The following is a 26,273-nucleotide window of genomic DNA, read 5'->3' on the forward strand; positions in this document are numbered from 1 at the left end:
TAGGAGTGAGCCTGCTCGCGATAGCGGTGTGTCAGACGAAGAAATGCAAACTGACACACCGCTATCGCGAGCAGGCTCACTCCTACATTAAAAGCTATTCGTAGTTTCTGAAATGCTCCGGGGCGTCCCCGTGGGGCGCCCTGGCTGTGAGCTATCTCTAACAATTCCAACAAGAGAGAGGCAATAGCAATGGGTGTGTATGACTACAAGAACTTCGGCACAGCCGATTCCAAGGCGTTGTTCAGCGATGCCATGGCGATCACGCTGTATTCCTATCACAACCTCGATAACGGCTTTGCCGCCGGTTATCAGCACAACGGTTTCGGCCTCGGGCTGCCTGCGACATTGGTCACGGCGCTGCTCGGCGGCACCGATTCGCAAGGTGTCATCCCCGGCATTCCGTGGAATCCCGACTCGGAAAAACTCGCCCTCGACGCCGTGAAACAGGCCGGCTGGACGCCGATCACGGCCTCGCAACTGGGCTATGACGGCAAGACCGATGCGCGGGGAACCTTCTTCGGCGAGAAGGCCGGTTACACCACCGCGCAAGTGGAAATCCTCGGCAAGTACGACGCCCAGGGCCATCTCACCGAACTCGGCATTGCCTTTCGCGGCACTAGCGGCCCGCGGGAAAACCTGATCCTCGACTCCATCGGCGACGTGATCAACGACCTGCTCGCCGCGTTCGGTCCCAAGGATTACGCGAAGAATTACGTCGGTGAAGCCTTCGGCAATCTGCTCAATGACGTGGTGGCATTTGCCAAGGCCAACGGCCTTAGCGGCAAGGACGTTCTCGTCAGTGGTCACAGCCTCGGTGGTCTGGCGGTCAACAGCATGGCGGATCTGAGTGGCGGCAAGTGGGGCGGTTTCTTTGCCGATTCCAACTACATCGCCTACGCCTCGCCAACCCAAAGCAGCACCGACAAAGTGCTCAACGTCGGCTACGAAAACGACCCGGTGTTCCGCGCCCTCGACGGCTCGACTTTTACCGGTGCCTCGATCGGCGTGCACGATGCACCGAAAGAGTCGGCCACCGACAACATCGTCAGCTTCAACGATCACTACGCCTCGACCGCGTGGAATCTGCTGCCGTACTCGATCCTCAACATTCCCACCTGGATCTCGCACTTGCCGACCGCTTACGGCGACGGCATGAACCGGGTGATCGACTCAAAATTCTATGACCTGACCAGCCGCGACTCGACGATCATCGTCGCCAACCTCTCGGACCCGGCGCGGGGCAACACCTGGGTGCAGGACCTCAACCGTAACGCTGAAACCCACAAGGGCAGCACGTTCATCATCGGCAGCGACGGCAATGATTTGATCCAGGGCGGCAGCGGCAACGATTATCTGGAAGGTCGCGCCGGCAATGACACCTTCCGCGATGGCGGTGGCTACAACGTCATTCTTGGCGGGCAGGGCAACAACACCCTCGATCTGCAAAGCGCGGTAAAAAACTTCGACTTCGCCAATGACGGTGCCGGCAATTTGTACGTGCGCGACGCCAACGGCGGGATCAGCATCACCCGCGACATAGGCAGCATTGTCACTAAGGAACCGGGCTTTCTCTGGGGCCTGTTCAAGGACGATGTGACCCACAGCGTCACGGCCAGCGGCTTGAAGGTCGGCAACAACGTCACTGCGTACGAGTCCAGCGTCAAAGGCACCAGCGGCGTCGATACGTTGAAGGCACATGCCGGTGGTGACTGGTTGTTCGGGCTGGACGGCAACGATCACCTGATTGGCGGCGCGGGCAATGACGTGTTTGTCGGCGGTGCCGGTAATGACCTGATGGAATCGGGGGGCGGGGCGGATACGTTTCTGTTCAACGGTGCGTTCGGGCAGGACCGGGTGGTCGGCTTCACGTCCAATGACAAACTGGTGTTTCTTGGTGTGCAGGGGGTGTTGCCGGCGGAGGATTTCCGGGCTCATGCTGCGACTGTCGGGCAGGACACGGTGCTGACGTTTGGCAACGACTCGGTGACGTTGGTCGGGGTGTCGCTGAATAGCCTGAGTGCTGACGGTGTTGTGATTGCCTGATGTTGATGGGGCGCCGGTAAGGGCCCTTTCGCGAGCCTGCTCGCTCCCACACTGGATCTGTGTCGTTTACAAAACCCCTGTGGGAGCGAGCCTGCTCGCGAAGAACGATAAAGCGGTTTCAAAAGTGACTCGACGGCCACGACCTGACTCAAACCCCTGCAAAACAGGAAATGCGGCCTAAAGCCAGCACGTGCACAAACGTTCTATAGCTAGCCGCCATTGAGTACAGGAGATTCAAACGTGAAAGGTTTCAAGGGGTATGTCGGGTTTGTTGCATTGGCGCTGTGTTCGGCCAATGTCTGCGCCGATCTGCCTCAAAGTTCGATTCTGAGCCGTTACGGCATCACCACCGACCAATTGCCGAGCCCGCCGAAAACCGAGGCAGTCGAACCGGTCGAAGAGAAGAGCCGCTTTCAGATTCAGCCCGAACAACCGTTCGTGACCCTGCGCCTGGGTGACGACAAACAGCCGCAGACCACCGGCAATCTGAGCATCGATCGCATGGCGCAACAGGATCTGGAACGCTGCCGGCGCTTGCAGGGTGAAGTGGTCAAGCGCGGTGGCACGTACATGCCGTGCGACGGTAGCCTGCCGGGTATGCCGACCTTCGAATAACACGCAATTCCTGTGTAGGAGCTGCCGAAGGCTGCGATCTTTTGAGGTTGATTTTCAAGATCCGGATCAAAAGATCGCAGCCTTCGGTAGCTCCTACAGAGTTCGCGGGGTGTCAATCTTCCTCGCGAACCGTGGCCACTTCATCGGCACGGACCTTGACCTTGGACCCGGAAATATCCTCGAACTCATAGAAGCCGTCCTTGGTTTTGGTCTTCGGCATGTCCTTGGTCAGATACTGGGTGCCGTTCTGCAGGGTGACCACCGTCGGCGTCGAGCAACCGGCCAGTGCCAGTGCGGCGGCGATGGCGAAAGGGATGCCCAGTGACTTGATTTTCATACCCACCTCTAAATCCTCATTCGATGTGATGCCGAGCATTGTCGGCCTTCTAACGCGGTTGGTGCCATCCCCGGGGGAAAAGTTCGATAGCCCGGTGAAAAAATGCCATTGATCATTTTCCGTTTGCACCGGGCGGCTCACAGCTGTTATCTGTACGCATAACCAGTACTCGTTCGCCATGGCCCAGAATTCCCGTGACTGCCAATCCCCTCGACGACCCGTTCTATTACCTTAACAACTTCCGGCAAGTGCTTGATTGGCTTGAATTTCGCTATGCCGATGTGATGGGCGAGACGGAACACGCATTCATCCGCGACTTCAACGCCTTGCCCCGCCCGAGTCAGGGGCTGCTGGTGCGGATGGTGATGCGCAAGGGCGTGCACTTTCGTGCCGGCAAACTCAATTACGTTGAGATCGGTGACATCGTCGAGGCCGCGCAACCCTTGCTGGAACAAGGCTGGATCGACGAGCACGCGCCGCTGGCCCTCGCCGAGTTGTTCGACGTGTTGCTCAAGGCCGAGATCCTGCAAGCGTTTGCAGCCTTTATCGAGCAGCCCAAGGGCCGCAAGGACGATTGGCTGCCAGTACTGGCCGAGCAGTTTGCAGACACCCGCAGCCTGCGCGACTGGGCGCCGCTGCTCGATGACCGCTTGTTCAGCCTGACCATCATGGACCTGTGCGACCGCTTGCGTCTGATGTTCTTCGGCAACCTGTATCAGGACTGGTCGGAATTCGTCCTCGCCGATCTGGGCATTTTCACCTATGAAAAAGTCGAGTTCTGCGCCGACTCGCGAGGCCTGCGCAGCCGTGAAGACGTCGACGCCTGCGTGTTCCTGCACAATTGCCAATTGCGCTTCGAGGCCGGCGAGCCGCTGCAAACCATCGCCGAGCAAGTCAATGCCTTGCACTTCGACAACCCGTGGCTGCAACGCCGGCGTGGCAAGGTGCTGTTCCAGATCGGCCAGTATTGCGAGCGCATCACCGAGTTCGCCCTGGCCCTGAGCATTTACCGCGACTGCGCCTATCCCGGCGCCCGTTTGCGCATGATTCGCGTGCTGGAACGCAGTGGCGAATACCCGTTGGCGCTGGAGCTCGCGACGCTGGCGGAACAAGCGCCGGAAAGCGCCGCCGAGCAGCAAGGCCTGCAACGGATATTGCCAAGGGTGCGGCGCAAGCTCGGCGGCCCGCCGCTCAAACGCGCGACGGCCAGACCGGTCGAGCGTCTGGACCTGCAATTGCCGCGCAGCGATCCCGGGTTGTCCGTGGAGTTTTACGTGCAGGCGCATCTGCACGATGACGATGGCCCGGTGCATTACGTGGAAAACAGCCTGATCAACTCGCTGTTCGGCCTGTTGTGCTGGCCGGCGATTTTCGCGCCGTTGCCCGGGGCTTTCTTTCACCCGTTCCAGCGTGGCCCGGTGGACCTGCTCAACGAAGACTTCCAGCAACGCCGCGCCGAGCTGTTTGAGGCGTGTCTGAGTGAACTCGACGACGGCCGCTATGCCGCGACCATTCGCCAGCGCTTTGTCGAAAAATGGGGCATCCAGTCTCCGTTCGTGTTCTGGGGTGCCATGAATGAACAACTGCTGGAGCAAGCGCTGGCCTGTCTGCCGGCCGAACACCTCAAGCACTGGTTCAACCGTTTATTGCTCGATATCAAGGCCAACCGTGCCGGCATGCCTGACCTGATCCAGTTCTGGCCGCAGCACAAAACTTACCGAATGATTGAAGTGAAAGGCCCCGGCGATCGCTTGCAGGACAACCAGCTGCGCTGGCTTGAGTTCTGTCACCAACACCAAATGCCGGTGGCCGTGTGTTATGTGCAATGGGCGGAGCAGAGCGCTTGAGCTACAGCATTGCCGTGCGCGCACTGTGCGAGTTCACCGCCAAGACCGGCGACCTCGACCTGCGCTTCACCCCATCACCCACGGCGCTGGAAGGCATCTCCGGCCACCGCACCGTGGCCTCACGGCGCAGCGAAAAGTATCAAAGCGAAGTGGCGCTGGAAGGCGAGTTCCGGCAATTGAAGGTGAAGGGCAGGGCGGACGGCTACGACCCGGCGCAAACCTGCCTGGAAGAAGTCAAAACCTACCGTGGCGATCTGAGCAAACAACCGGCCAATCACCGCCAGTTGCACTGGGCGCAGGCGAAGATCTACGGCTGGTTGATGTGCCGCAAACTCGAACTGGAACAGATCAATCTGGCGTTGGTGTATTTCGATATCGTCAGCGAGAAAGAGACCTGTCTGGTCGAAGCGTTCAACGCAGATGCGTTGAAAGGGTTTTTCGAGCAGCAATGCACGCTGTTCCTGCAATGGACCGAACAGGAAATGGCCCATCGCGAAGCGCGCAATCTGGCCGCGCAACAACTGGCGTTTCCCCATGCCGATTTTCGTCCCGGTCAGCGGCATCTGGCCGAGTCGGTGTTCAAGGCTGTCAGCACCGGGCGCTGCCTGATGGCCCAGGCACCGACCGGCATCGGCAAAACCCTTGGCACGCTGTTCCCTATGCTCAAAGCCCTGGCGCCGCAGCAACTGGACAAGGTGTTCTTCCTCACCGCCAAGACACCGGGGCGCAAACTGGCGCTGGACGCCAGTCAGGTGTTGTTCGACCAGTCGCCAGCCTTGCCCTTGCGGGTACTGGAAATGGTCGCCCGCGACAAGGCCTGCGAACACCCGGACAAAGCCTGTCACGGCGAGTCCTGCCCGCTGGCCCAAGGTTTTTATGATCGCCTGCCGGCCGCGCGGGAAGCGGCCAGTCGAATCCGCTTGCTCGATCAAACGGCCATGCGCGAGGTCGCCGCGCAACACGCGGTGTGCCCGTATTACCTGAGTCAGGAGATGGCCCGTTGGGTCGACGTGGTGATCGCCGACTACAACTATTACTTCGACTTCAGCGCCATGCTCTTCGGTCTCGCCCAGCTCAACCAATGGAAAGTCGCGGTACTGGCGGACGAGGCGCACAACCTCGTCGAGCGGGGCCGGCAGATGTACAGCGCCAGTCTCGATCAGTTCACCTTGGGCAGCGTGCGCAAAACCGCGCCGGCGGCGCTGAAAAACTCCCTGCAACGGATCAACCGTGAATGGAACGCCCTGCATGCGCCGCAACTGGCGGCCTATCAGGCTTACGACAAGGCTCCGGAAAAACTCCTGCAAGCGATTTCGCTGTGTTGCGCCGCGATTGGCGATTACCTCAATGACCATCCGCAGGGTCTCGACAGTGCCTTGCAGAATTTCTACTTCGACCTGCTGCAGTTCGCCCGGGTGGCGGAGCTGTATGACGAGCATTACCTGTTCGACATCAGCAAGCGTGACCTCGAGCGTAAAAAGCCGCTGTCGCAGTTGTGCCTGCGCAACGTGGTGCCGGCCGCGTTCATCGGCCCACGCCTGAAAGCGGCGCGCAGCAGCGTGCTGTTCTCCGCCACCCTCAGCCCGCGCCACTATTACGCGGACTTGCTCGGTACGCCCGCCGATACCGTGTGGATCGATGTCGAATCGCCGTTTTGCGCCGAACAATTGCAGGTGCAGATCGTCAGCCGCATCTCGACGCGCTTCAACCATCGTCAGGCGTCGCTGGAGCCGATCGTCGAATTGATCGCGCGGCAGTTCAGCGAGCGCCCGGGCAACTATCTGGCGTTTTTCAGCAGCTTCGATTACCTGCAACAAGTGGCGTCATTGATGGCCGAGCGCTATCCGCACATCACCCTCTGGCAGCAATCGCGGGGAATGCTCGAAGGCGCACGACAGGCCTTTCTCGATCAGTTCACCGCCCACAGCCAGGGCGTCGGCTTTGCCGTGTTGGGCGGCGCGTTCGGTGAGGGCATCGATTTGCCCGGCGCGCGACTGATCGGTGCGTTCATTGCCACACTGGGGCTGGCGCAGTTCAATCCTGTCAACGAACAACTGAAATACCGCATGGCGGCGATCTTCGGCGCCGGTTACGACTACACCTACCTGTACCCCGGCGTGCAGAAAGTGGTGCAGGCCGCCGGGCGGGTCATCCGTACCCGCGAGGATCGCGGCGTGGTGATGCTGATTGACGATCGCTTCGCCGAGAGCCGGATCAAACAACTGCTGCCGCGTTGGTGGGCAATCAATCATGAGTCGGCCGCTTCCCAATTCGCCGGATTGACGCATACTTCCGATCATGACAATGGCTGGTGAGTGTGATGAGCGAGAAAAACAAGACCGCGGCGATCGAAGAGATGCGTTTTCGTCTGCTGATCGATGCTGTGGTCGACTATGCGATCTACATGATCGATCCCGACGGCATTATCACCAGTTGGAACTCCGGCGCCAAACGCTTCAAGGGCTACGAAGAAGCGGAAATCCTCGGCGAACATTTCTCCCGCTTTTATACCGCTGACGACCGCGCCGCCGGTCTGCCGCAACGGGCGCTTGATACGGCGATCCGTGAAGGGCGTTTCGAAGGCGAGGGCTGGCGGGTGCGCAAGGACGGCACCAACTTCTGGTCGCACGTGGTGATCGATCCGATCATTGATCCCAGCGGCAAGTTGCTCGGTTTCGCCAAGATCACCCGCGACCTGACCGACCGCAAAATGGCCGAGGAAACCCTCAAGCAAAGCGAACAGCAATTCCGCTTGCTGGTGCAGGGCGTCACCGATTACGCGATCTACATGCTCAGCCCCGAAGGTCGGGTCAGCAACTGGAACCAGGGCGCCCAGCGGATCAAGGGCTATCTGCCGGCAGAAATCATCGGCCAGCACTTTTCGATCTTTTACACCCCCGAAGACCGCGAACTCGGCGAGCCGCAACGGGCGCTGGAAATCGCCACCCGCGAGGGCCGCTTCGAGAACAAGAGCTGGCGCATGCGCAAGGACGGCACGCGGTTTCTCGCCCATGTAGTGGTCGATGCGATTCGTGGCGATACCGGCACTTTGCTCGGTTTCGCCAAGATCACCCGCGACATCACCGAAGCCCACCAGGCGCAGCAAGCGCTGGAGAAAACCCGGGAAGCGTTGTTCCAGGCGCAGAAGATGCAGGCGATCGGTCAGCTTAGCGGTGGCATCGCCCATGACTTCAATAATCTGCTGACGGTGATTCTCGGTAATCTGGAAATCGTGCAAAAGCGCATGGGCGACGATGCGAAAATCAGCCGCCTGCTGGAAAACGCCACTCAGGGCGCACTGCGCGGTGTGTCACTGACCCAGCGCATGCTGGCCTTCGCCCGCCGTCAGGAACTGAAAACCGAGTCGGTCGATATTGCGCAATTGGTCCAGGGCATCACCGGTTTGCTGCGCAGCTCCCTCGGTCCGGGTATCCGCATCGACACACGGTTTCCCGAAGATCTGGAGCCGGTGCTGGCGGACACCAATCAGCTGGAACTGGCCTTGCTCAACCTGGCAACCAACGCCCGCGACGCCATGCCCGACGGTGGCGCGGTGAGCATCACTGCTGAACCGCAAGTGGTGCTCGAACTGGGGCATTCGGATCTGCCGGCGGGGCGTTATGTTTGTCTCAGTGTGATCGATACCGGCGAGGGCATGGACGAGCACACCCTGGCCTCGGCCAGAGATCCGTTTTTCACCACCAAAGGCCTGGGCAAGGGCACCGGGCTGGGCTTGTCGATGGTCCACGGTTTTATGGAGCAACTCGGGGGGCGCTTCATTCTCAAGAGTGAAAAGGCCCGGGGCACCACGGCCGAACTGTGGATCCCGGTGGCCGTCGAGGGCATGATCAGCAAGCCGCTGCTTCCTCCCGCCGAACCGGTGACGGTGCCACGACTCAGCGTGTTGGTGGTGGATGACGATTCGCTGGTGTTGACCAGTACCAGCCTGCTGCTTGAAGACCTCGGCCATCGGGTGGTCAGTGCGACGTCCGGGGCGCGGGCGCTGGCATTGTTCGATCAGGGTGAAGTCATCGACCTGATGATCACCGACATGGCCATGCCGCAGATGAGTGGCGCGCAACTGGCCCATGCGGTGCGTCTGCTCAAACCGGATCTGCCGATTATCCTGGCCACCGGCTATGCCGAACGTCTGGAAGGTTTTGCTGCACAACTGCCACGCCTGCCCAAGCCGTTCACGCAAATGAATCTGGTGGCGATCATTGCTCAATCGATGAAGTGAGGCGCCGGTCAATCCGGCTGAACTTGCGCGCCAACGGGGGCTTCTAAACATTTTCCCCACCCCGGAGCCTGCGTCTTTTGTCTCGCATACTGACTGAGCCAACCGCTGAAGAAACCCTGACCGAACATGACGCCAAGATGTTCGGCTCGCCCAAGGAACGGCTGGATTTCTATCGGCGGGAGATCCAGTACGAAACCAGCATCCTCGCCAACCGCACCGATGCCTATCTGGCGGCGCAGTCGTTTCTGGTGATTGCCTTTGCGTCCTGCATGGCCAATCTCAACCCGGAGTGGGGCAAGTTATTTACGTTGGTGGTGCCGCCGTTTCTCGCCTTGCTCGGACTGCTCAGCTCGCTGAACGCCTGGCCGGGGATTCGCGCGGCGTACGACATCATCGATCACTGGCATTTCAAACAGAGCCACTTGCTGCACAGCGAGCCGCTGATGGGCCTGGCGTATGACGAATCGCCGCTGTTCAGCGAAATGGAGTCGAGCCACAAGGGTTATCGCAAGTCGCTGCTGTTTTCGGTGCGTACGCCTTGGATCTTTGCGACGTTTTGGGTGTTGTTGGGGAGTTATGCGGTGTTTATTCAGGTGACCAATCCTGGAGGGTGATGGGCAGGTATAGAAAAGCCCGGCTTGTGTGGCCGGGCTTTTTCATTCGCCTGGATTTTGTGTTGCCATTCAGATCGATCCCCCTCACCCCAGCCCTCTCCCCCAAAGGGGGCGAGGGGGAAGGGAGCAGATCTTCGTCGCGGTCAAAATCTGCGCTCAACTCGGTATCTCAAGTCGGTGTACCTCAACCAATTCACCGCGGTCAGTTCCCTCTCCCTCCGGGAGAGGGCTAGGGTGAGGGGCTGTCTGGCTCACTCCACCGTCTCAAGCTCTCGACGCAACGCCACCGAGTTCTGCGACGACATCGGGATCGGCGGAAAATCCTCGTTCAACACGCACAAATGATCGATGGCATCTTCAAACATCGAATCGGCTTTCTTGCGCAGCGCGCGATAGCGCTCAAACTGTTCGATGTCCAGATCCTTAACGTCAAGCAGCGCATTGGCCGCGCGGTTGAGGGTGTGGGCGTTATCGAACAATTGACGATTGCGTTCCAGAGCCAGTGCTCTGCAAGCCTTGATTTGTGCCGGAGTCGAGCATTCTTTCATGACCGTAACCTTATTCTTCAAGGATTCCTTCAACAGGCTTAAACGCCGCAGTGGAACCGAACCTGCCGGGCCCCGCCGGATGCATCTGGCGAGGGGTTATGCTTGTGACTGCCAGCGATTATCCCGCGATCCATTTTTTTACAGAAAGAAGTTCGATCAATTTCCTGGTGAAAACTGTAATCAATAATCAGGTTTTTTGTTTTTTACGCTGTTCGTAGCGGGCGAGGATCGGTTGCGTGCTGATGCCGTGGACCAAGATGCTTAATGCCACCACCGACAGGGTCAGGTCGGTACACACGCTGGCCACCGTGTCGGTCAGCCCATGATTCAACGCATAAAACAGATAGAACAGGCTGCCGATCCCGCGAATGCCAAACCAGCCGATCAATAGCCGTTGCCGTCCTTCCATCAGTGCGCCCCAAGGCATCAGCGTGACGCAGGCCGGGCGGATCAGGCAGAACAGCACGCCGCCGACCAGCAACGCCCGCCAATCCCAGTGCGCCACCAGCACCACGCCGAGCAGGGTCACCAGAAACACTTCCATGGCGCGTTCGACCAGACTGCCGAACGACAACATATCGCCCATCATGATCCCGGCGGCGACCTGGCTGCTTTCCAGGCGTTCGGTGTCACCGTGCACCGCGTGTTGCGGTTCGACGTTCTGATGGCCGACTACCGGTTGCACCAGATGCTCGGCGGGCGGTTGGCTGGCGCCGGTAGATTTGACTTCAACCTGACGCAAGCCCAAACCGGCGGCGAACACCGAGAGAAAGCCATAGCCGCCAATCGCCTCGGCGATGACGTAGGCCAGGGCAATCAGCGACAACGCCAGATAATCATTGGGGCTGAGCGTGCTGTCGTCATTGTGGATACGCAGCGATAAAGTCACGCGGCCAATACCGCGCCCCATCCAGTATCCAGTGAGCAATCCGGCGGGCACCGCCCACAATAAACTGCGCAAGACCCAGCCCTGCCAGTCGGCTGCAGAACCGTCCCCGTGGATCAGCAACAAGCCGAGAATCACAAAAGGAAAGGCCACCCCGTCATTGAGCCCGGCCTCACCGGACAGGCCGAAACGCACACTGTCGACATCTCGGGCATCGTTGACCTGCACCAGCGCCGCCAGCACCGGGTCGGTCGGCGCCAGAATCGCGCCAATCAACAGTGACGGCCCCCACGGCAAGCTCAAGCCAAAGTGCAGCAGCAGACAAACGCCGGCGATGGTCAGCACCATCACCGGCCCGACCAGACCAAAGGCGATCCGCCAACGCTTGTCGCGCAGGGGTAAACGCAATTTCAAACCGCAGACGAACAGGGAAAACAGCACCGCGACTTCCGTTAGATGCTCCATCCACAGGGAGGCATTTTCCAGGGACAGTTTCAGCAAGTCGAGGCCGCTGGGGCCGATGCCGATCCCCAGCAACAGACAAACGGCCGAGGTGGTGACCGGCATCCAGCGCAGGTACGACGAGGTCAGTGCCAGGGTCAGCAGCACGGCGCCGAGCACCGCTACCCACACGATAAAACTCATGATGTGCCGCCCTCAGTGATTAATGACGGCCGCCTGCAGAGACCCTTTCGCTTCTGACGCCGCCACTGTAGGAGCTGCCGCAGACTGCGATCCTTTGACCTTGTTTTTAACATCGAAATCAAAAGATCGCAGCCTGCGGCAGCTCCTACAGTGCGTTTACTCAAAGCATCGGTTTGCCACCGGTGACGCCATAGCGCTGACCGGTGATGTAACTGGCTTCGTCCGAGGCCAGCAGCACGTAGATCGGCGCGACTTCCACTGGTTGGCCGGGGCGGCCGAGCGGGGTGTTGCCGCCGAAGTTCTGCACTTCTTCATCGGGCATGGTCGAGACGATCAGCGGCGTCCAGATCGGCCCCGGTGCCACGCAGTTCACGCGGATTTCCTTGGGCCCGAGCATCTGCGCCAGGCCGCCGGTGAAATTGGCGATCGCGCCTTTGGTGGTGGCGTAGGCGAGCAGGGTGGGCTTGGGCATGTCCGAGTTGACCGAGCTGGTATTGATAATCGACGAGCCGGCGCGCATGTGTTTGATCGCCGCCTGACACAGGCGGAAGATCGCGGTGATGTTGACGTCGAAGGTCATCACCCACTCCTCGTCGGGGATTTCCTCGAAGTTTTCGTGAGTCATCTGGAATGCGGCGTTGTTGACCAGCACGTCGATGCGGCCAAAGCGTTCGACGGTCTTGTCGACCAAGGCCTGGCACTGGGCCTTTTGTGCGATATCGCCCGGTAGCAGCAAGCACTGACGCCCGGCCTGTTCGACCCAGCGAGCGGTTTCCTTGGCATCTTCGTGTTCATTCAGATACGCCACCGCAACGTCGGCGCCTTCCCGGGCGAATGCGATGGCCACGGCGCGGCCGATACCGCTGTCGGCGCCGGTGATCAGGGCGATCTTGCCGGCCAGTCGCCCGGAACCGACATAGCTTTGCTCACCGCAATCGGGATAGGGCTCCATTTTGCGCTGCGAACCGGGAACGGCTTGGGCTTGTGCGGGGAAGGGTGGTTTTGGATAGTCGGTCATCGCGGGTCTCCGAGGTCTCAGGGCTGGTATGGGTGGTTGACCCGGGGTGTTTGCCGTGAGTTCGATCGGATTTCCAACGAATTTCCCGAGTTGGAAATGCAAATCCCCTGTAGGAGTGAGCCTGCTCGCGATAGCGGTATTTCAGTCAACAATGATGTTGGATGTCAGGACGCTATCGCGAGCAGGCTCACTCCTACACGGGGGATTTGGTGCTCTTAAATGTTGCGGTGGGTCAGGGCGCGCTCCATCCGGGCGATGCCTTCTTCCAGTAACGAGCGCGGGCAGCCGAAGTTCAGGCGCACAAACTGCTGGTGTTGATCGCCGAAGTCCAGACCGGCGCTGAGGCCCACCTTGCCCTGCTCAAGGAAGAACTGCTGCGGGTTGTCCAGATCCAGCGCCGAGCAATCCAGCCAGGCCAGATACGTGCCCTGCGGTACGTTGATGCTCACGCCCGGCAGGCGGCTGCGCACCGCTTCCACCAACCAGTCACGGTTGGCCTGCAGATAGGTTTTCAACTCGGCCAGCCATGGCGCACCTTCGCTGTAAGCGACGCGGGTGGCTTCCATGCCCAGCGGGTTGACGCTGTCGACCATGCCGCAGCGGGCATGATTGACGCGTTCGCGCAGCGCGGCGTTCTGGATGATCATGAACGAAGTCTTCAAGCCGGCGATGTTGTAGGCCTTGCTCGCCGACATCAGGGTGATGGTGCGCTCGGCGATCTCCGTGCTCAGCGACGCCGTCGGAATATGCACGCGACCGTCGAAGCACAGCTCGGCGTGGATTTCGTCGGAGATGATCCAGGCGTCCTGCGCCGCGCAGATATCGGCCACGGCTTGCAGCTCTTCACGGCCGAAGACCTTGCCGATCGGGTTGTGCGGGTTGCTCAGCAACAGCGCGCCGCCACCGTTCAGCGACTCACGCAGCACGTCGAGCGGCGTCAGGTAAGTACCGTCAGCCTGTGCGACGAACTCCAGCTCGACCTTGTTCAACCCCCAGTGCCCCGGCGCATGGCGCAGCGGCGGATAGTTCGGCACTTGCACCACGACGTTCTGTTGTGGCTGCACCAGCGCTTTCAAAGCCATGTTGAAACCGGACTCGACGCCCGGCAGGAAGATCAGCTCTTGCGGTTTGACCTTCCAGGAAAACTTGTTCCAGAGGTCGGCGACGATGGCTTCACGCAGGTTCTCCTGCGCCACGCTGTAGCCCACCAACGGGTGCAGCAAGCGTTGCTGCAGCGCCTCGATCACCACCGGCGGCGCGGCGAAATCCATATCAGCGACCCACATCGGCAACACGTCGGCCGAATAGCGGCTCCACTTGGTGCTGCCGGTGTTGTGGCGGTCGAATACCTGATCAAAATCGAAAGTCATGCGCGGTCTCGTGAAGGCGGGATTGGTCCTGCGGGCATGATAAACCTACAACCCGTGTAGGAGCTGCCGAAGGCTGCGATCTTTTGATTTTGTTTTTAAAGAGCAACATCAAAAGATCGCAGCCTTCGGCAGCTCCTACACAGATTCGTGTATTGCCCGACAAACGGCCGACGGTCGGTTTTCACACAGATCGTATGGTCATTGTCTACAGTGAAAAGGTCGGCAGACGTTTGCCGCAACCGTGATTGTCCAGATAAAACCCGGCACAAGTACCGGGTTCCACCTGATCAGGAGTGCACGATGGATCTCAGCCGTCGTCAGTTCTTCAAGGTCGCCGGTATCGGCCTTGCAGGCTCGAGCCTGGGCGCGTTGGGCATGGCCCCAACGCTGGCCTTCGCCGAGCAGGTGCGCCACTTCAAGCTTGCCCACACCCATGAAACCCGCAACACCTGCCCGTATTGCTCGGTCGGTTGCGGTTTGATCATGTACAGCCAGGGCGATACCGCGAAGAACGTAGCGCAAAGCATCATTCACATCGAGGGCGACGCAGACCACCCGGTCAACCGCGGCACCCTCTGCCCGAAAGGCGCAGGCCTGCTCGACTTCATTCACAGCCCCGGCCGCTTGCTCTACCCGCAAACGCGCAAGCCGGGCAGCAGTGAATGGACGCGGATCAGTTGGGACGAAGCGCTCGACCGCATCGTCGACCTGATGAAAGCCGACCGCGACGCCAACTTCATCGAGAAAAATGCCAACGGGCAAACGGTGAATCGCTGGCTGAGCACCGGTTTTCTCGCCGCATCGGCGGCGTCCAACGAAGCCGGTTACATCACCCAGAAGGTGATTCGCAGTCTCGGCATGCTGGGGTTCGATAACCAGGCGCGTGTCTGACACGGCCCGACGGTGGCAAGTCTTGCCCCGACTTACGGCCGTGGAGCCATGACCAATACCTGGACCGATATCGCCAACGCGAATCTGATCCTGGTGATGGGTGGCAACGCAGCAGAAGCGCACCCGTGCGGCTTCAAATGGGTGACCGAGGCCAAAGCGCACAACGCTGCGCGGCTGATCGTGGTCGATCCGCGTTTTACCCGGACCGCTTCGGTGGCCGACTACTACGCGCCGATCCGCACCGGCACCGACATCGCCTTCATGGGCGGCCTGATCAATTACCTGCTGACCGAGGACAAAATCCAGCACGAATACGTGCGCAATTACACCGACGTCTCGTTCATCGTCAAAGCAGGCTACGGCTTCGAAGACGGCATCTTCAGCGGCTACGACGTCGCCAAGCGCAGCTATACCGACAAATCCGGCTGGGGTTACGAACTGGGCGAGGACGGCTTCGCCAAAGTCGACCCGACCCTGCAAGACCCGCGCTGCGTCTATCAATTGATGAAGCAGCATTACAGCCGCTACAACATCGACCTCGCCAGCCAGATCTGCGGGATGCCGGTCGATGCGATGCAGAAAATCTGGGAAGAGATCGCCACTTGCTCGACCCCGGGCAAGACCATGACGATTCTCTACGCCCTCGGCTGGACCCAACACTCGATCGGCGCGCAGATCATTCGCAGCGCGGCGATGGTGCAACTGCTGCTGGGCAACGTCGGCATGCCCGGTGGCGGCGTCAACGCTTTGCGCGGTCACTCGAACATTCAGGGCCTGACCGATCTTGGCTTGCTCTCCAATGCACTGCCGGGCTATCTGACCTTGGGTCAGGACAGCGAGCAGGACTACAACGCCTTCATCCATAAACGCACGCAAGTGCCACTGCGGCCGGGACAACTGTCGTACTGGCAGAACTACAGCAAATTCCACGTCAGCCTGATGAAGTCGTGGTACGGCGCCAACGCCACCGTCGAAAACAATTGGTGCTACGACCATTTGCCGAAGCTCGACATCCCCAACTACGACGTCCTGAAGATGTTCGACCTGATGAGCCAGGGCAAGGTCAACGGCTACTTCTGCCAAGGCTTCAACCCGATCGCTGCGCTGCCGGACAAGAACCGCGTGATGGGCGCACTGGCCAAGCTGAAATGGCTGGTGGTGATGGATCCGCTGGCCACCGAAACCTCTGAGTTCTGGCACAACGTCGGGCCGTACAACGATGTGAAAAGCGCGGAGATCCAGACCGAAGTCATTCGCCTGCCGACCACCTGTTTTGCCGAAGAGGACGGCTCGCTGGTCAACAGCAGCCGCTGGCTGCAATGGCACTGGAAAGGCGCCGACGGCCCGGGCGAAGCGCAGACCGACATTCGCATCATGAGCGAATTGTTCCTGCGCTTGCGCAAGCGCTATCAGGCCGAGGGCGGCAAATTCCCTGATCCACTGCTGAAACTGACGTGGCCATACAAGATCCCCGACGAGCCTTCGCCGGAAGAACTGGCCAAGGAAATCAACGGCAGCGCCGTGGCTGATTTCACCGATGCCACTGGCGTCGCGGTCAAGGCCGGCTCGCAACTGGCCGGGTTTGGTTTGCTCAAGGATGACGGCAGCACCGCGTCCGGTTGCTGGATCTTCGCCGGCAGCTGGACCGAGGCCGGCAACCAGATGGCCCGCCGCGACAACAGCGATCCGTTCGGCATGCACCAGCATCTGGGCTGGGCGTGGGCCTGGCCGGCCAACCGGCGGATTCTCTACAACCGTGCTTCGGCGGATGTCGCTGGCAAGCCGTGGGACCCGAAAAAGCGTCTGGTCTGGTGGAATGGCAAGGCCTGGGGCGGCACCGATGTGCCGGACTACAAGGCCGATGTACCGCCGGAAGCCGGGATGAACCCGTTCATCATGAACCCCGAAGGCGTGGCGCGGTTCTTCGCCGTCGACAAGATGAACGAGGGGCCATTCCCCGAGCACTACGAGCCGTTCGAAACGCCGATCGGCATCAACCCGCTGCACCCGCAGAACAAGAAAGCCACCAGCAACCCGGCGGCGCGGATCTTCGATTCGGTCTGGGAAACCCTCGGCGAGGCCAAGGACTTCCCGTACGCCGGTACCAGTTACCGGCTCACCGAGCATTTCCACTTCTGGAGCAAGCACTGCAAGTTGAACGCAATTGCCCAACCCGAGCAGTTCGTGGAAATCGGCGAAGTGCTGGCGAAAGAGAAGGGCATTGCTGCCGGAGATCGGGTGCGGGTCAGTTGCAAACGCGGCTTTATCGAGGCGGTGGCGGTGGTGACAAAAAGGATCCGGCCGCTGCAGGTCAACGGCCAGGTCGTGCATCAGATCGGCATCCCGCTGCACTGGGGTTTCACCGGCCTGACGCGTCACGGTTACCTGACCAACACCCTGGTGCCGTTCCTCGGCGATGGCAACACCCAGACCCCGGAATCCAAGTCATTCCTGGTCAACGTGGAGAAACTATAGATGGCCAGCCAAGACATCATTGCCCGCTCGACCACCACCACGGTGCCGCCGTCGGTGAGGAATCAGGAGGCGGTGGCCAAGCTGATCGACACCACCAAATGCATCGGCTGCAAAGCCTGCCAGGTCGCCTGCTCGGAATGGAACGAGCTGCGCGACGAGGTCGGCCACAACCACGGCACCTACGACAACCCGCAAGACCTGAGCGCGGAAACCTGGACGTTGATGCGCTTCACCGAGCACGAAACCGACGCCGGCAATCTCGAATGGTTGATCCGCAAGGACGGCTGCATGCACTGCGCCGAGCCCGGTTGTCTGGCGGCGTGCCCAAGCCCCGGCGCGATCATCAAGCACGCCAACGGCATCGTCGATTTCGATCAGGATCACTGCATCGGTTGCGGTTATTGCATCACCGGTTGCCCGTTCAACATTCCGCGTATTTCGCAGAAGGATCACAAGGCCTACAAGTGCACCTTGTGTTCGGATCGCGTGGCGGTAGGGCTGGAACCGGCCTGCGTGAAAACCTGCCCGACCGGCGCCATCGTCTTCGGCACCAAGGAAGACATGAAGGAACACGCTGCCGAACGCATTGTCGACCTGAAAAGCCGTGGCTTCGAGAATGCAGGTCTGTATGACCCGGCAGGTGTTGGCGGTACGCACGTGATGTACGTGTTGCACCACGCCGACACGCCAACCATCTACGCCAACCTGCCGCAGGATCCGGCAATCAGTCCGTTGGTGGGCTTGTGGAAAGGCATCAGCAAACCTCTGGGCCTGCTGGCCATGGGCGCGGCGGTGTTGGCCGGGTTCTTCCATTACGTGCGCATCGGCCCGAACCGGGTTGAAGAGGATGAGCATCCGGCGCCACCCGACACCTCGGTGCATGTCGTCGATCCGGCGGTGCACACCTTCGATCCACGCGGGGAGGACCGGTCATGAGCAACAAGACGATCCTGCGTTACACCGCCAACCAGCGCACCAATCACTGGCTGGTGGCGATCCTGTTTTTCATGGCCGGGCTGTCCGGGCTGGCGTTGTTTCATCCGTCGCTGTTCTGGCTGAGCAATCTGTTCGGCGGCGGGCCGTGGACGCGAATTCTGCACCCGTACATGGGCATCGCCATGTTCGTGTTGTTCCTTGGCTTGGTGTTCAGCTTCTGGCGCAGCAATTTCTTCATCGCCAATGACCGGCGGTGGCTGCGACGGATCAATCGGGTGATGGTCAACGACGAGGAAAGCGTGCCGCCGGTGGGTAAATATAACGCCGGGCAAAAGCTGCTTTTCTGGACTTTACTGCTGTGCATGCTCGGTTTGCTGTTCACCGGGCTGGTGATCTGGCGCGCCTGGTTCAGTGCGTATTTCGGCATCACCGTGATTCGCTGGGCGATGCTCCTGCATGCGCTGGCCGGGTTCATTCTGGTGCTGAGCATCATCATTCACATCTACGCCGGGCTGTGGATCAAGGGTTCGGTGGACGCGATGATGCATGGCTGGGTCAGTCGCGCCTGGGCGAAGAAACACCATGAACTGTGGTATCGCGACATCAGCCGCGATGAGCGTCAACCAGACGCGCCGGAGCGACCGATCACCAAAAAGGGCTGACTTTTGCCAACCATTCTGGAACCCGGGGAAATCGAAGCGGCGGCCAGTTCGCCGCCGTTTCTGTATCTACCGCCTTCGAATCTGTTTGCGCTGCGGGCTGATCGACTGGAGCAACTGGCCGAGGGGCATGCGCTGGCCGAGTATCTGCGGCTGATTGCCGGATTGTGCCGGGTGCAGCAGCAGGTGTTTGACGATCCGCCGCTGACGGCTCCGTTTGATCAGCAACGGATCGAGGCTTGTCAGCAACATGGTTTGCCGCCGTTTGCGGCTGATACCTTGGTGCGCGAAGAGGGCTGGCAGGCTTATCTCGAAGCTTTGCTGCAGCGTTATGAACCTGATGAACAGCCCGCCGTCATTGAGGCGCTGACAACGTTGCGGGTCGCCAGTCCCGGCCAGTTACGTGCATGGGCCGTGGCGTTGGTCAGTGGCCAATACTCAATGGTGCCGGCGCAACTGGTGCCGTTTCTTGGCGCGGCGCTGCAAGTGGCGTGGAGTCACTGGCTGCTCAGCGCGCCGGACCTGAAACTCAAACCCGGCGACAGCCTCAGCCAATGCCCGGCCTGCGGTTCACCGGCGATGGCCGGGGTGATCCGCCATCGCGGCAAGCACAACGGTTTGCGTTATCTGGTCTGCTCGCTGTGTACCTGTGAATGGCATGTGGTGCGGGTCAAGTGTGTGTATTGCGAGTCGAGCAAGGGCCTTGATTATCTGAGCCTTGAGGATGATCGCCACGCCGCCAATCAGGCGCCGTTAAGGGCGGAGGTCTGTCCGGGTTGTAACAGTTATCTGAAACTGGTGTATCTGGAAAACGATGCCGATGCTGAGGCGTTGTCGGCTGATTTGAGCAGTCTGCTGTTGGACATGCGTCTGGCGCAGGACGGTTATCAGCGCTTGGCGCCTAATCTATTGCTGGCCCCCGGAGACGAATGACTACAACGTCTACACTCTTGTTTTTCACTGCGGGGCGCAGTGAACTGTCTCCAGGAGTGGCTGATGTCCCTGCGGTTACCTTCCATTGATGGTTTGTTGCGTCACCCGGCATGTGTGCCTTTGCTTGAGCGTCACGGGCGTGAGTGGTTGCTGGCGAGTTTGCGGCAATTGCTCGATGAACTGCGGCCCAGCGTGTTGAACGGGCAATTATCAGCCGTCGAAATCAGCCCCGAAGTACTCGCCGGCCGTGTCGGGGAACGCTTGGCCCAGCAACAACGCAGCAACGTACGCCGAGTCTTCAACCTCACCGGCACCGTCCTGCACACCAACCTCGGCCGCGCCTTGTTGCCGGACGAAGCCATCGATGCGGTGCAAATGGCTGCGCGTTATCCGCTCAATCTGGAATTCGATCTGGCCAGTGGCAAACGCGGCGATCGCGATGATCTGATCGAAGGCCTGATCCGCGAACTGACCGGCGCCGAAGCCGTCACGGTGGTCAACAACAATGCCGCCGCCGTGCTGCTGACGCTGAACAGTCTGGGCGCGCGCAAGGAAGGCATCATTTCCCGTGGCGAGCTGATCGAAATCGGCGGCGCCTTCCGCATTCCCGACATCATGGCCCGCGCCGGCGTGCGTCTGCACGAAGTGGGTACGACCAATCGCACCCATGCTCGTGACTATGAAGCGGCGATCAGCCCACGCAGCGGTTTGATCATGCGTGTGCATGCGAGCAACTACAGCCTCGAAGGTTTTACCGCTCGGGTGCCGACGGCTGAGCTGGCCGACTTGGCGCATCGACATGGCTTGCCGTTGCTGGAGGATCTGGGCAGCGGTAGTCTGTTGGATCTGACTCGTTGGGGGTTGCCGGCAGAGCCGACGGTGCGTCAGGCGCTGCTGGATGGCGCCGATATCGTCACTTTCAGTGGCGACAAGTTGCTTGGCGGCCCGCAGGCCGGGTTGATCGTCGGGCGTAAAGAGCTGATCGCAAAGATCAAGAAGAACCCGCTGAAACGCGCGCTGCGGGTGGACAAATTGACCTTGGCGGCGCTGGAGGCGGTGCTGGGGTTGTACCGCGATCCGGATCGCCTCGCAGAACGTCTGCCGAGTTTGCGTCTGCTGACCCGTCCGCAAGCTGACATCTTCATCCAGGCTTCACGGTTGCAACCGGCGTTGGCTGAAGTCTTGGGTTCGCTGTGGCAGGTCAGCGCAGTTGACGCCTTGGGCATGATCGGCAGCGGCAGCCAACCGGTGGCGCGTTTGCCGAGTGCGGCGCTGTGCATGCGTCCGCAGGTGTCGAAGCGTTTGCGCGGTCGCTTTCTGCTTAATCTGGAAGGGGCGCTGCGCGCCTTGCCGATCCCGGTGCTTGGTCGTATCGATGACGATGCGCTGTGGCTGGATCTGCGCCAGCTCGACGATGAACCGGCATGGCTCGCGCAGTTGCCGCAGTTGCAGGTCGAACCGTGATCGTCGGCACGGCAGGGCACATCGACCACGGCAAGACTTCGCTACTGCAAGCCCTGACCGGACAAACTGGCGACCGTCGCCCGCAGGAGCGCGAGCGGGGGATGACCATCGACCTTGGCTATCTCTATGCCGAACTTGAACCCGGCGCCGGCTTGACCGGGTTTATCGACGTGCCCGGCCACGAGAAATTCACCCACAACATGCTCGCCGGCGCACAGGGCATCGATCTGGTGTTGCTGGTGGTCGCCGCAGATGACGGCGTGATGCCGCAGACCCGCGAGCATCTGGCGATTGTCGAATTGCTCGGCATTCCGCGCGCTTTGGTGGCGATCAGCAAATGCGACCGGGCCGAGGCGGGCAGGGTGGAAGAGGTGCAGCGGCAGGTGCTGGACCTGCTCGCTCCGGGGCCGTTTGACGAGGCGCCGATCCTAACCGTGTCGAGCCTGAGCGGGCAGGGCGTTGATGGGTTACGCCAGTTGTTGCTACAGACGCAAAGTGAAGTGCATGAACGCAGCCGTGAAGGTGGTTTTCGCCTGGCCATCGACCGCTCGTTCAGCGTCGCCGGCGCGGGGATTGTGGTCACCGGCACGGCGTTGTCGGGCGCGGTGGCCATCGGCGACAAACTCAGCCTCGGGCCATCCGGGAAAACCGTGCGAGTGCGCGGCTTGCATGCGCAGAATCAGCCCGCCGAACAGGCCTTCGCCGGCCAGCGAGTGGCGTTGAACCTGACCGGCGAACGCCTCGAACTGGCGCAGATCCATCGCGGCCAGTGGCTGCTGAGCGAATGGCTACACGCGCCGACGCAACGGGTCGATATCGACTTTCATCTATTGCCCGGTGAACGCACCTTCGAACACTTTCACCCGGTGCATGTGCACCTCGGCACGCAAGATGTCGTCGCTCGGGTGGCCTTGCTCGAAGGGCCGCGCTTGAGTGCCGGTGAGCGCATGTTTGCGCAACTGCTGATCAATGCGCCGGTGCACGCGGTGAAGGGCGATCGGCTGATCCTGCGCGACCAGAGCGCGCAACGCACCTTGGGCGGCGGACAGGTGCTTGACCCGTTCGCCCCGGCGCGACAACGTCGCAGCCCCGAACGTCTCGCGCAACTGCGCGCCTTGGTTTCGGGCGACGAGTTCGAACAGGTCCTGCCCGTGTTGCTCAACTACAGCGCGGGCGGCCTCGATCCGCTGAGGCTCGAACGTCAGTTCAATCGCCCGTGCGCAACCTGGTCGTTAGCGGAAAACGTGCGCCTGATCGACACCCGCCAAGGCCCGCTGCTGTTCAATGTGCAACGCTGGGCGCAATTGAAATTCACCCTGTTGGAACAACTGGCGCAGTTCCATGAACTGGAGCCCGACCAGATGGGCCCGGACCGCGATCGCTTGCGCCGCTTCAGTGGTTTGGCACTGGAGCGCTCGACGTTTGTGAGTTTGCTGGATGAGTTGCTCAACGCCGGATCGATCCAGGCGAGCGGGCCGTGGCTGCATCTGGCGGATCATCAGGTGCGCCTGAATGCCGAGGACGAAGCCCTCTGGCATCAGATGCAACCGCTGTTCGAAAACGCCGAATTCGACCCACCGTGGGTGCGCGACATCGCGAAAATGCTCGGCCAGGACGACGCCGTCGTACGCCTGCTGCTGCGCAAACTGGCCCGGCTCGGTCTGATGCATCAAGTGGTGCGCGACCTGTTCTTGAGCGACGTGCAACTGCGCCGAATGGCTGACGTGTTAATCAAACTGGCAAAGGAAAATCCGCAGATCCAGGTGACATCCTTTCGCGATGCGCTAGGCTTGGGACGCAAACGCTGCATTCAGTATCTGGAATATTTCGACCGCGTCGACCTGACCCGACGCCTCGGCGAATCCCGCCAGATCCGCCCCGACAACGCGCTGGCCAACGCCTGCGCACAATGAGTTCAAGGAAGGCAATCGCGCCCGGTGGCGCGGCCGGGCTTCAAACCCGGTTGGGGACGGCATCCGTTCCCGGGCAGGTTCGACTCCGGCTGCCTTCCGCCAGTTTTACCTCCGGACCTCCCCGGTCCAGTGTGGGAGCGAGCAGGCTCGCTCCCGCAAATTCGGCGGTGGAACCGCACCCGCGTGAGCGACACGAATCCCTGTGGGAGCGAGCCTGCTCGCGAAGGCGTCGGCACTGCCGGCGCCTTACTCGGAGTCTGTCGCGAGGCCCGCTACTGCGGCAACTCCAGATTATCCATCACCCGATTCACCGCCAGCTCGCCGAGCATGATCAACTGCGCGATCCCCAACAGCGTCCTGCGCTGTGACGCCGGTATCAGATGGGCGAAGTCATGGGCGATGGTTCTGTCTGAGGCGAGTGTTTCGCTGGCATCGGCCAGCAGTTCCTCGTTTTTGAAGTCTGCGGTGACGGCGTACATCCTGCGGGTTTTACGTGGTGGTGGGGTGGAGCCAGGTGGGCAGAGATAGTGATCGAGGGCGCGCTCGGCGGCGTCGTTGAGCTTTTTTGAATCGAGAGATTCGTAGGGGGAGGCGAGGTCGGTTTCGGGTGGGTTGGGTGTTGGTTTGATCATGGTAAAGCTCCTTGAGATGTGGAGCCGTCATCCATCGCTGCTAAACGGATAGGGTGGCGGCTGTACGCGGGTTAGCAGACCAGGCTCAAGGATCCCGGCGCACCGAAGTGCCCCACGCAAAGCCGCCATAACGTAATGGCGGGACGCCCCCAAGGCGCACAAGCCGGCGGATTCTGGCGTAGCTGTAGGCAAAGGCGCAAGAATTTGTAGCCTCAGAGACGTGTCTGGAGGTGTCTTTTAAACATTCCAGTTTAAAACGCGAAAAGTCGCGCGAATCTCTGGGGGAAAGGTGGTCTGTCCCTGATAACGCACTTCGCTTGCGGTGGACATGAAAAAAGGGGCCGTTTCCGGCCCCTTCTGGTTTTACTGCTGCGCGACACCCGCCGGTGCTGCGTCGGGCTTTTTCGGCTTCATCAAACTGAAGTCGATCAGCGCGCGCTGTTCAGTCTGGTACGGATCGCCGATCAGCAATGGCCGCGCCTTGAAGCTGTCGCTGACCAGACTCTTGCTGTGGTCGAGTTCATCGAAGCTCAATCCGGCGAGGTCGGCCCAGGTGTGGATCAGGTGCGAGCTGCTGTAGGGGCGATCGAGATCACCGGCGAAGTTCCAGTCATGGTTGGCTTTCCACTTCGGTGATGCCCAGGCCATGAACGGGATGGTGTACATCGGCGCGGTCGGTTTGTTTTCGTTGCGGCCCAGGGTCTTGTGGCCCACCGAGTCGAACACGTCTTCACCGTGGTCGGAGAGGTACAGCAGGAAGCCGTTCGGATCGGATTTGGCGTAATCCTTGATCAGGCTCGACACCACGAAGTCGTTGTACAGCACGGCGTTGTCGTAGCTGTTGTAGGTCGGCACCTGATCATCACGTACGCCCGGTGGCACGCCGTTGCGATCCTGAAACTTGTCGAACGTCGGCGGATAGCGGTACTGGTAGCTCATGTGCGTGCCGAGCAAATGCACGACGATCAGCTTGCGCGGTGCCGCGTCAGCCAGCGCCTTGTTGAACGGCTCAATCACGTCGCCATCGTACTGCGCGGCGTTCTGGTTGCGGTTGTTGTTCAGGTACACCTGCTCGTCGGCCTGCTCGGAGAAGGTCGTGAGCATGGTGTTGCGCTTGGTCATGGTCTGCTGGTTGGTGATCCAGAAAGTCTTGTAACCGGCCTGTTTCATCATGCTGACCAGCGACGGTGTCGACAGGTACAGATCCGGATGCTCTTCGTCAGCGAAGGTCAGGACCTGCTGCAGCGCCTCGATTGTGTACGGACGTGGAGTGACGACGTTGTCGAACACTGCCAGTTGATCCTTGAGCTTGTCCAGTTCCGGCGTGGTGTTGCGCTGATAGCCGTAGAGGCTCATGCGCTGACGGTTGGTCGATTCGCCGATCACCAGCACAAGGGTCTTCGGTTGATCGGCCGAGGCGTCCTGAAGGTTTTTCAGCGGCGGGATCTTGCTGACGTTGTGCAGCATGCCCTGCATGTCGGCGAGGGTTTCCTGGTAACGGTGGTAGGCCACGACCATCTGCCATGGCACGGCCGGCTCAATGCGGGTTTCGAATTTTTCGAAGCCTTGGGCGAAGGTGCCCATGCGCAGCGTTTGTTTGACCAGCGGATAGCCGATTACGGCAATCAGAATTGCCATTGCTGCGACGAATGCGCGGCCACGGGGCATGTACACCGGGCGCAGACGCGTCCACAGGAAGTAAGCGAAGGCGGTGTGTGCGAGGAACGCCGGCACCATCCACCAGGCAAAGTACTGGGTCATGTACTCGCCGGCTTCAGAGATGTTCGACTCGAACATGATGAAGATGACGCTCTGGGAGAATTCCTGCTCATAGATGAAGAAATAACCCAGGCTGGCCATCGAGCAGGCCCACAGCACCAAGCCAATGATGGCGGCGAGCAGTTTGGTGCGCTTGGGGAACAGCAACATCGGTGCCAGCCAGATCGCGCTCATGACGAACGCCTGACGGAACCCGGTGAAGCCGGAGGTACCAGTCAGTTGGATCAGCAGTTGGGTGATACCCGAGAAGTACCAGAAGAATACAAACAGCCAGAGAAAACCGGCCCAGTCGAAACCTGTCGCAGTCGTTTTGCTGCGTTTGAACAATGCCATTCGGCGCTCCAGCTCACTCGTTACAACCACCGCCGGAACATCCATGAAACCGACGAACGAAAGCCGTACGCGCAGGTACGGCCAGAATGGGGCGG

General features: G+C 60.4%; 19 protein-coding genes and 1 tRNA gene. 13 read left to right on the forward strand and 7 right to left on the reverse strand.

The window, feature by feature from the left end; genetic code table 11:
* Positions 1-189: 189 nt before the first annotated feature.
* Both ACOYXE_RS06845 and ACOYXE_RS06850 read left to right on the forward strand, forming a co-directional pair.
* Positions 190-2,043 (forward strand): polyurethane esterase, encoded by a 1,854-nt coding sequence (locus ACOYXE_RS06845; RefSeq protein ID WP_160058000.1) that lies wholly within the window; start codon positions 190-192, stop codon positions 2,041-2,043.
* A 240-nt stretch (positions 2,044-2,283) separates the two neighbouring features.
* Positions 2,284-2,658, forward strand: coding sequence for a hypothetical protein (locus ACOYXE_RS06850; RefSeq protein WP_460928329.1), 375 nt, complete (start codon positions 2,284-2,286; stop codon positions 2,656-2,658).
* A gap of 112 nt (positions 2,659-2,770) precedes the next feature.
* Here the strand turns inward: ACOYXE_RS06850 and ACOYXE_RS06855 are convergent, their stop codons facing one another.
* Positions 2,771-2,995: a YgdI/YgdR family lipoprotein gene (locus ACOYXE_RS06855; RefSeq protein WP_150706623.1), complete on the reverse strand. Its 225-nt coding sequence runs from the start codon at positions 2,993-2,995 to the stop codon at positions 2,771-2,773.
* Between the two features lie 194 nt (positions 2,996-3,189).
* Between ACOYXE_RS06855 and ACOYXE_RS06860 the strand changes: the two genes are divergently transcribed.
* From ACOYXE_RS06860 to ACOYXE_RS06875, 4 genes are all read left to right on the forward strand, one after another.
* Entirely contained in the window at positions 3,190-4,842 is a 1,653-nt protein-coding gene (locus ACOYXE_RS06860) for a VRR-NUC domain-containing protein (protein ID WP_460928331.1), read from the forward strand.
* Positions 4,839-7,157 carry an ATP-dependent DNA helicase gene (locus ACOYXE_RS06865; protein WP_460928333.1) on the forward strand — a complete coding sequence of 773 codons (2,319 nt, stop codon included), beginning with the start codon at positions 4,839-4,841 and terminating at the stop codon, positions 7,155-7,157. Before ACOYXE_RS06860 ends, ACOYXE_RS06865 begins: the two co-directional genes overlap by 4 nt.
* 5 nt (positions 7,158-7,162) lie before the next feature.
* Positions 7,163-9,082, forward strand: coding sequence for a hybrid sensor histidine kinase/response regulator (locus tag ACOYXE_RS06870; protein ID WP_460928335.1), 1,920 nt, complete (start codon positions 7,163-7,165; stop codon positions 9,080-9,082).
* A 77-nt stretch (positions 9,083-9,159) separates the two neighbouring features.
* Positions 9,160-9,696, forward strand: coding sequence for a hypothetical protein (locus tag ACOYXE_RS06875; protein ID WP_016983364.1), 537 nt, complete (start codon positions 9,160-9,162; stop codon positions 9,694-9,696).
* Positions 9,697-9,947: 251 nt separating this feature from the next.
* On the opposite strand, the gene ACOYXE_RS06880 is transcribed toward ACOYXE_RS06875, so the two are convergent.
* From ACOYXE_RS06880 to ACOYXE_RS06895, 4 genes are all read right to left on the reverse strand, one after another.
* Positions 9,948-10,244 (reverse strand): hypothetical protein, encoded by a 297-nt coding sequence (locus ACOYXE_RS06880; RefSeq protein ID WP_064389907.1) that lies wholly within the window; start codon positions 10,242-10,244, stop codon positions 9,948-9,950.
* A gap of 187 nt (positions 10,245-10,431) precedes the next feature.
* Positions 10,432-11,775 (reverse strand): cation:proton antiporter, encoded by a 1,344-nt coding sequence (locus ACOYXE_RS06885; protein WP_460928338.1) that lies wholly within the window; start codon positions 11,773-11,775, stop codon positions 10,432-10,434.
* A gap of 160 nt (positions 11,776-11,935) precedes the next feature.
* Complete coding sequence (locus ACOYXE_RS06890) at positions 11,936-12,793, reverse strand: glucose 1-dehydrogenase (protein WP_110719269.1); 858 nt, start codon at positions 12,791-12,793, stop codon at positions 11,936-11,938.
* Positions 12,794-13,008: 215 nt separating this feature from the next.
* The gene (locus ACOYXE_RS06895; protein ID WP_460928341.1) at positions 13,009-14,163 is read right to left on the reverse strand and encodes a MalY/PatB family protein; all 1,155 of its coding nucleotides are present in this window, start codon (positions 14,161-14,163) and stop codon (positions 13,009-13,011) included.
* A 300-nt stretch (positions 14,164-14,463) separates the two neighbouring features.
* Between ACOYXE_RS06895 and fdnG the strand changes: the two genes are divergently transcribed.
* From fdnG to ACOYXE_RS06930, 7 genes are all read left to right on the forward strand, one after another.
* The gene (gene fdnG, locus ACOYXE_RS06900) at positions 14,464-17,529 is read left to right on the forward strand and encodes a formate dehydrogenase-N subunit alpha (RefSeq protein WP_460928343.1); all 3,066 of its coding nucleotides are present in this window, start codon (positions 14,464-14,466) and stop codon (positions 17,527-17,529) included.
* Positions 17,530-18,465, forward strand: a complete 936-nt coding sequence (gene fdxH / locus ACOYXE_RS06905; RefSeq protein ID WP_460928345.1) for a formate dehydrogenase subunit beta — start codon at positions 17,530-17,532, stop codon at positions 18,463-18,465.
* Positions 18,462-19,127, forward strand: coding sequence for a formate dehydrogenase subunit gamma (locus ACOYXE_RS06910; RefSeq protein WP_460410746.1), 666 nt, complete (start codon positions 18,462-18,464; stop codon positions 19,125-19,127). Before fdxH ends, ACOYXE_RS06910 begins: the two co-directional genes overlap by 4 nt.
* Before the next feature lie 3 nt (positions 19,128-19,130).
* Positions 19,131-20,057 (forward strand): formate dehydrogenase accessory protein FdhE, encoded by a 927-nt coding sequence (fdhE, locus tag ACOYXE_RS06915; RefSeq protein WP_460928347.1) that lies wholly within the window; start codon positions 19,131-19,133, stop codon positions 20,055-20,057.
* Between the two features lie 60 nt (positions 20,058-20,117).
* Positions 20,118-21,521: an L-seryl-tRNA(Sec) selenium transferase gene (gene selA / locus ACOYXE_RS06920; protein ID WP_460929789.1), complete on the forward strand. Its 1,404-nt coding sequence runs from the start codon at positions 20,118-20,120 to the stop codon at positions 21,519-21,521.
* A complete protein-coding gene (gene selB / locus ACOYXE_RS06925; protein ID WP_460929791.1) occupies positions 21,518-23,434 on the forward strand; it encodes a selenocysteine-specific translation elongation factor in 1,917 nt (638 codons plus the stop codon). The genes selA and selB overlap by 4 nt, the downstream gene beginning before the upstream one ends.
* Positions 23,435-23,440: 6 nt before the next feature.
* Positions 23,441-23,536, forward strand: a tRNA-Sec gene (locus ACOYXE_RS06930).
* Positions 23,537-23,706: 170 nt separating this feature from the next.
* Here ACOYXE_RS06930 and ACOYXE_RS06935 read toward each other — a convergent pair.
* Together ACOYXE_RS06935 and ACOYXE_RS06940 are read right to left on the reverse strand one after the other, a co-directional pair.
* Positions 23,707-24,066 (reverse strand): DUF6124 family protein, encoded by a 360-nt coding sequence (locus tag ACOYXE_RS06935; RefSeq protein WP_460928349.1) that lies wholly within the window; start codon positions 24,064-24,066, stop codon positions 23,707-23,709.
* A gap of 363 nt (positions 24,067-24,429) precedes the next feature.
* Positions 24,430-26,178, reverse strand: coding sequence for a phosphoethanolamine transferase CptA (locus ACOYXE_RS06940; RefSeq protein WP_160057988.1), 1,749 nt, complete (start codon positions 26,176-26,178; stop codon positions 24,430-24,432).
* Between the last annotated feature and the right edge of the window lie 95 nt (positions 26,179-26,273).

The sequence above is a fragment of the Pseudomonas sp. MC6 genome, assembly GCF_054790575.1.

What these genes read in the sequence shown, in the direction of transcription:
- ACOYXE_RS06845 (WP_160058000.1), top strand. Translation starts at nt 190, where the DNA reads ATGGGTGTGTATGACTACAAGAACTTCGGCACAGCCGATTCCAAGGCG.
- ACOYXE_RS06855 (WP_150706623.1), bottom strand. Translation starts at nt 2,995, where the DNA reads ATGAAAATCAAGTCACTGGGCATCCCTTTCGCCATCGCCGCCGCACTG.
- ACOYXE_RS06870 (WP_460928335.1), top strand. Translation starts at nt 7,163, where the DNA reads ATGAGCGAGAAAAACAAGACCGCGGCGATCGAAGAGATGCGTTTTCGT.
- ACOYXE_RS06880 (WP_064389907.1), bottom strand. Translation starts at nt 10,244, where the DNA reads ATGAAAGAATGCTCGACTCCGGCACAAATCAAGGCTTGCAGAGCACTG.
- ACOYXE_RS06885 (WP_460928338.1), bottom strand. Translation starts at nt 11,775, where the DNA reads ATGAGTTTTATCGTGTGGGTAGCGGTGCTCGGCGCCGTGCTGCTGACC.
- ACOYXE_RS06890 (WP_110719269.1), bottom strand. Translation starts at nt 12,793, where the DNA reads ATGACCGACTATCCAAAACCACCCTTCCCCGCACAAGCCCAAGCCGTT.
- ACOYXE_RS06895 (WP_460928341.1), bottom strand. Translation starts at nt 14,163, where the DNA reads ATGACTTTCGATTTTGATCAGGTATTCGACCGCCACAACACCGGCAGC.
- fdxH (WP_460928345.1), top strand. Translation starts at nt 17,530, where the DNA reads ATGGCCAGCCAAGACATCATTGCCCGCTCGACCACCACCACGGTGCCG.
- ACOYXE_RS06910 (WP_460410746.1), top strand. Translation starts at nt 18,462, where the DNA reads ATGAGCAACAAGACGATCCTGCGTTACACCGCCAACCAGCGCACCAAT.
- ACOYXE_RS06935 (WP_460928349.1), bottom strand. Translation starts at nt 24,066, where the DNA reads ATGATCAAACCAACACCCAACCCACCCGAAACCGACCTCGCCTCCCCC.
- ACOYXE_RS06940 (WP_160057988.1), bottom strand. Translation starts at nt 26,178, where the DNA reads ATGGCATTGTTCAAACGCAGCAAAACGACTGCGACAGGTTTCGACTGG.